Annotated in this window: 3 protein-coding genes; 2 read left to right on the plus strand and 1 reads right to left on the minus strand. The window is 57.4% G+C overall.

Annotation, left to right across the window (positions count from 1 at the left end):
* Positions 1-125 precede the first annotated feature (125 nt).
* Both ACY692_RS03630 and ACY692_RS03635 read left to right on the plus strand, forming a co-directional pair.
* Positions 126-2,606, plus strand: coding sequence for a Lon protease family protein (locus ACY692_RS03630; protein WP_462323972.1), 2,481 nt, complete (start codon positions 126-128; stop codon positions 2,604-2,606).
* A gap of 176 nt (positions 2,607-2,782) precedes the next feature.
* Complete coding sequence (locus tag ACY692_RS03635; protein ID WP_462323973.1) at positions 2,783-5,197, plus strand: mechanosensitive ion channel family protein; 2,415 nt, start codon at positions 2,783-2,785, stop codon at positions 5,195-5,197.
* 37 nt (positions 5,198-5,234) lie between these two features.
* Here the strand turns inward: ACY692_RS03635 and ACY692_RS03640 are convergent, their stop codons facing one another.
* Complete coding sequence (locus tag ACY692_RS03640; RefSeq protein WP_462323974.1) at positions 5,235-5,864, minus strand: LysE/ArgO family amino acid transporter; 630 nt, start codon at positions 5,862-5,864, stop codon at positions 5,235-5,237.
* Positions 5,865-6,214 lie beyond the last annotated feature (350 nt).

Consider the following 6,214-nt stretch of genomic DNA (forward strand, 5'->3'; position numbering starts at 1 on the left):
ATCCTTATAAGCCCCGCACCCCTTGGTGACGGATCCCAAGGACCGTCTTTCATCACGGCGGGCCCTTTCTTTCCCTGAAAAGCGGCCTTGTCAAGCAATCTTCGGGGATCTCCATAAGGAATTGTATGCCAAAGCGATCGTTTGCCCTGCGGCCCGGGCAGCTGACCACCCGTCTCAATCCGCGTAAACTCCCATCTCCCTCGAATGCCCCCGTGGGCCTGGCCCCCTTCCAACCCCGGGCCCTGCACGCCCTGCGACTCGGTCTCCATGTGAACACCCCTGAGTACAATATATATTTGGCCGGGGAGCCCGGCCTGGGCCGCAACTATTTGCTCCAGAAATTCCTCGTTCCCCTGGCGGCCCAGGCTCCAGTCCCCCCGGACCGGGTGTACACATACAATTTTTCAGACCAGGACAATCCCTCATCCCTTGCCCTCCCTCCGGGACAAGGCCGTGTCCTCAAACAGGGGTTGGCCCAGGCCATAAAAAACATCCGTAAGGACCTGCCCGCCAAATTCGAACACGAATCCTACGTCACGCGCCACGACGGGCTGATAAATGCGTACAATCTCAAACGCGAGGGGCTCCTCGACGACATGGAGGCCAAGGCCAACGCCCAGGGATTCAGCCTGAACACCGACGAGGACGGCTCATTGTCCCTGTACCCCCTTGTGGAGGGCAAGGTTCTTTCCACCGACGAATACGAGCGGCTGGACAGATACCAACGCAACCGGCTCAAAAAGCAGAGTTCGGCCATCATGGATACGGTTGTGGCCCTCTCCCGACAGATCAACCGTGAGGAGCAGGAGTTCAAGGAAAAGGAAAGGTCGCTGGACAGGGAGATCGCCCGATCGGTAGCCGACCATGCCCTTGCGGATCTCCTCGGCTCCTTTGCGTCCACCCCAGCGGTGAGCGCGTATCTCGAAGAACTGACCAGGGACATCGAAGAAAATCTGGAAAAATTCCGGGAATCCGACAGACCCTCCCCACCTGAGGGACCCCAGGATTTTCCCAGTGGCGCAGAACAATTCTTCCGCCGCTATGAGATCAACCTCTTTGTGGACAACGGCGATCTGACGGGGGCACCCGTCATCATGGAAAACAATCCCGGATTCTTCAACCTCCTGGGCTGCATCGAACGGGAGACCGAGTGGGGAACCTATTACACGGACTTCTCCCTGATAAAGTCCGGGAGCGTCCACCGGGCCAACGGGGGGTATCTCATCCTGTATATCAACGACCTGCTGGCCCATCCGGTTTCGTGGGAGGGATTACTGCGCTGTCTGCGTTCAAGGCGACTGCGGATCGAAGACCCCACCGACCACTACGACCTCGTCCGGACCAAGACCATCGAGCCGGAACCCATCCCCATGGGGGTAAAGATCATCCTCATCGGGGATGACGAGATGTATGATGTCCTTTTGGAACAGGAGGACCGTTTCCGCAAATACTTCAAACTCAAGGCCCATATCCAGGAAACCGCCGTCCGGAGCGAACAGACCCTTGGGGCGTATGTGCAGGCCCTGTACCAGATCGTCGAGGAGAGTGGTCTCGCACCCTTCACTCGGGAGGCACTGGCCCGGCTGGTTGACCACTCCTCCAGGTTGGCCCAGGATCAGGGCAAGCTTTCCCTGCAATTTTCCCTGATGCGCGAGGTCATGATCGAGGCGGACGCTCTCCGGGCCATGCGCAACGGCTCCAAGGTCTCACGCGACCTGGTCGACGAGGCCCTCCAGGAAAGCGAGTACCGGCTCAACCTCTACGAAGAGGAGTTCCTCCACGAATACGACCGGACCGTGATAAAGGTCAGAACCGAAGGGACGGCCGTTGGACGGGCCAATGGCTTGTCCGTGTCCCAAATAGGCGACTATGTTCTAGGACTTCCCCACGAAATCTCCTGCACCGTGGGGGTTGGGCATGGTGGAATCCTTGATCTCGAGCGTGAAGCCGAACTGGGAGGACCGATCCATACCAAGGGAATGATGATCCTCAAGAACTACCTGCTGGAACTCTTCGCCCAGGACAGGCCGCTGGTGCTCACGGGCAGCCTGTGTTTCGAGCAGAGTTACGCCCAGGTGGACGGTGATTCGGCCTCCGGGGCCGAGCTGGCCACCCTGCTCTCCTCACTGGCGAATATCCCCATCCGGCTCAACCTGGCCTTTACCGGGGCGTTGAGCCAGTCCGGTGCGATCCTGGCCGTGGGGGAGGTGACCCGTAAAATCGAAGGATTTTTCAACGTCTGCAAACGCAGGGGGTTGACCGGAGACCAGGGAGTGCTCATCCCCTGGGACAACAAAGGCCACCTCATGCTCGGCCAAGAGGTCACCCGGGCGGTGGAAGAAAAGATGTTCCACATCTACGCGGTCAAGACTATTGAAGAGGCCATGCAGATACTCACCGGCACTAAACCCGGCAAACGGCTCAAAAATGGTGGATTCTCCAAAAACTCCATCTATGCGGCCGTTGACGACAGACTTGCCGAGCTGGCAGAGTTGGCAGAATCAAACGGCACGGCAAAACGCCGCCGCAAACGGAACCGTCCCCCCGCCCCACAAGAGGCCACAACGCCGGGAGATGGCGACAGGACGGACGCCGGAACCATTTAGGACCGACTGACCGCGCACTCGTCAATGGCGCCCCGGGATCCAGACCGATTGCCCGGCATGGGACACACCATGGTCCGTACCGGTATCCGGTCACGTCTGGAATCAACAGGCACGGTCCCCGGATCGACGCCAGCTGACGGGCCGGTCCCATAGCTCCTCTATCCCCCATCGCCCCCATGACAAAAAACATCCCCATGACCATGAGCCCTGTACATCCTCTCCCCCTCCGTTTCTGGATGCTTACCGTTCTGGTGGCCATCCTGTTCGCCCCGGTGGCGGTCCCCGGAACATCCTCCGCCCAGAATACGACACAGGACACGAGTGCCGCAGAAACGCGGTTTTCCAATTATTTCGATGTGACATTGGGGGAGATCCAGGAGATCATCGATTCCCGGAAAGAGACCACGGCACAGGTCGAAACCACCCTGAGCGACCTGGCAGACAACCAAGAAAAACTCGAGCAGGAACTGCGCAAGATCAAGGGAATGGCCAGGATTGTCCGGGGAAGACCGTACGAGACCCGAGGGATTCTGCAGGATCTGCGGGGGCTGAGCAAAAAGATCCAGACCATCCTGGACCCGGCCGAACAACTGCTGCAGGAATTGAACAGACGCCATGAACAGATCGGTCTGCTGGCCGCAGAGACGGACCACCCATGGACCGAAGAGCTGCCCCCGTCCTTGAAGGAAAGGCTGACGAACATCAAACGCGCCCTGACCCGGAGCGGCAGGATTCTCAAAAGCCAACAGACCAGGGTCGCCAAGGGACTCGGAAAGGCCAAGGATTTTGATGGACGGGCGCAGAATACACTCGAGTCCATTGAAAAGGCCCTTCCAGGATTCTGGAAACGGCTCCTTTTTTCTTCCCAGGGGCATGTTCTCTCCCCGGAATTATGGCAGAACGCGCCCGCAGACCTCAGGGACTGGATCGCCGACATACCCACCTTCCTACGTATCCAACTCCCCTCTTCCACTGCGGAATGGATCGATTGGACGGGCAAGGTCGTCGTCTACTGGCTCCTTCTGGTTGCAACCACGGCCATCGGCCTGCGCCGGTCCCGGGTATGGGAACAGATCACTCCGACCACCCGGCCGGTGACCGTCCGTGTCCCCTGGTTGTGGATGTCCCTGGCCCTGGCCCTCCTGGGAACCTTTTTGACCGCTGGGTACCGCCAGACATCCCTGCAATTGACCCTTGTCCATTTGAGCCTTTTCTATGGAACCATGCGTATGGCCTGGGCAGGCAGACTGTTCAAAGAACCGGGACAGGGCCCCTCCCCCCTACGGTCCGTGTTCCTTCTATACGCCGGTGCCGCAGTCCTCCAGTTGATCGGTCTTCCGCACCCTTTTTCCACCCTGGTATGGATGGGGCTGCTGGGACTGGGCTGGAGGACCATGGTCCATAGGCATGACACGCCGTTGTTGCTGGAAAGAATCCTCGCCAGGACAACCCCGTTCGTCTATCTGACCCTGTTCATCCTCGCTTTTTTCGGACTATTGCAGCTCTCCCTGCTCATGGCCCAGGTATGGGCATTGGCAGCACTCATGCTCCAGGTCGTTGTCGTGGCGACAGGACTCTTGCGGGCCGGGGTGGAACGGTTCCCCCCGACTCTGGGCACGACCGTACTCAAGGGGGTTGTCATGGGTTTCGGATCCCCCCTGATCTGGATCCTCGGGCTTTCAGCCGTTCTCGGCTGGTTGGCCATGCACCTGGGAAGCGACTTCGTGTTCAAACGGATTTCAACGCTGAACCTGAGCTGGGGCGACTATTCCCTCAATTTTTTCCGCATCGCCGTTATCATCGTCCTCTTCTATCTGACCCATGCCTTTGGGAACATCTGGGGATCAATCCTGGACCAGAAATACTTCCGGTGGTCCAAGATCGATCCCGGCATCCTCGCATCGTTGCGGACCACCGGGGGGTACGCCATATGGATTGTCAGCGGGATCATCGCCGTGAACATCATGGGCATCAGGCTGACCTCCCTGGCGGTCATCGCCGGTGGTCTCTCCGTGGGTATCGGTTTCGGTCTCCAGAACCTGATCAACAACTTCATCAGCGGTCTGATCCTGCTTTTCGGACGGACCATCCAGGCCGGGGACATCATCCAGCTCGACCAACTCTGGGGGAGCGTGCGCAAGATAAACATCCGGAACACGGAGATCCAGACTTTCGACAATTCGATCATCTTTGTCCCCAACTCCGAACTCATCTCCGGCAGGCTGACCAACTGGACCCACCGGGGGGACTGCCGGCTGCGCCGGGATCTTCCGATCGGGGTGGCCTATGGCTCAGATATCGAACGGGTCAAGACCACCCTCATGGACGTGGCCGGGGCCCATCCTCACGTGCTTACCGATCCTCCCCCCACGGTCCTGTTCAAGGCATTTGGGGCCAGTTCTCTGGATTTCGTCCTTCGGGTCTGGGTCGATCACATCGATTTTTCCCTGTCCACGCTCTCGGAGCTGCACGAGCAGGTCAACGCGGCCTTTGCCACGGCGGACATCGAGATTTCCTTCCCCCAGATGGACATCCATGTTCGGGACTCGGTCCCGTTCAAGGTCAACCGGGAGGACACGACATCTTCCTGAATCCGTACCGCCGCAGGGTGCGGGAAAACATCGACGATTACGGCAAAGGCATGGTCGGCGTCAGCTGCCTGGTGATCATGGTTGCGGCGATCCCCCACATGGTCAGGCAGACGAATCCGTCGAGAAACCGCCATGTCATGGGCTTTCTGAACAGGGGGGCCAGAAACTGCCCGCCGAAACTCAGGCTGAAAAACCAGAAAAACGAGGCCGTGATCGCTCCCAGCCCGAAGAGGTACCGACCCGTTCCCGCAAACTGGGTACTGATCCCCCCCAGGAAAAGCATGGTGTCCAGATACGTGTGGGGATTGAGCAGGGTCACGGCAAGGGTGGTCGCAACGGCTCCCTTCAGAGTCAACCGGCGGGCTCGGGCCATATCCATCTGACCGCCACGCAGGGCCGATCTGAAGGCACGCCACCCGCACCAGAGCAGAAAGAGACTTCCCAGCCAAGCCATCCAGCTGGCAAGCTCCGGCCGGGCAAGGGCTGCCGCTCCAACGCCCACAACGCCCAGGCTGATGAGAACGACATCGCATACACAACAGATCCCCGCGACCAGATAATGAAAATTCCGGCGCACCCCCTGGCTCAGGACAAAAGCGTTCTGCGCCCCAATGGCCACGATCAGACCGCCTCCCACCCCGAAACCTTCCAGAAAAGCCGATTGCATATCATCTCCTTGGTTTGTACGTAGTTGAGTCAGTACCCCTAGCGCATGCATCACTCTGGAGACAGATATTTTTTTTGAAGGCGATCAAATTATTTTCATAACATAAAATTTGTTTTATTTTAGCAATTTAAGAAATTTTAGAAATTGACGACAAAATCCCTGAGAATTTCTGAAAAAATATCATCACTCTTGAAGCCGAATTTTCGCCGCTTTGCCTCTTCAATCTCTCAACCATCTCAAATTTTTTAAATCTCTAAAATCTCTAAAATCTCTAAAATTTCTAAAATTTCTTAAATCTCTTAAATTTCTAAAATTTCTTAAATTTCTAAAATTTCTTAAATCTCTTAAAT

This window comes from Desulfoplanes sp. (assembly GCF_054921335.1).

Excerpts from the sequence above, each read along its gene's own strand:
- ACY692_RS03640 (WP_462323974.1), bottom strand. The coding sequence starts at position 5,864 with ATGCAATCGGCTTTTCTGGAAGGTTTCGGGGTGGGAGGCGGTCTGATC.
- ACY692_RS03635 (WP_462323973.1), top strand. The coding sequence starts at position 2,783 with ATGACAAAAAACATCCCCATGACCATGAGCCCTGTACATCCTCTCCCC.
- ACY692_RS03630 (WP_462323972.1), top strand. The coding sequence starts at position 126 with ATGCCAAAGCGATCGTTTGCCCTGCGGCCCGGGCAGCTGACCACCCGT.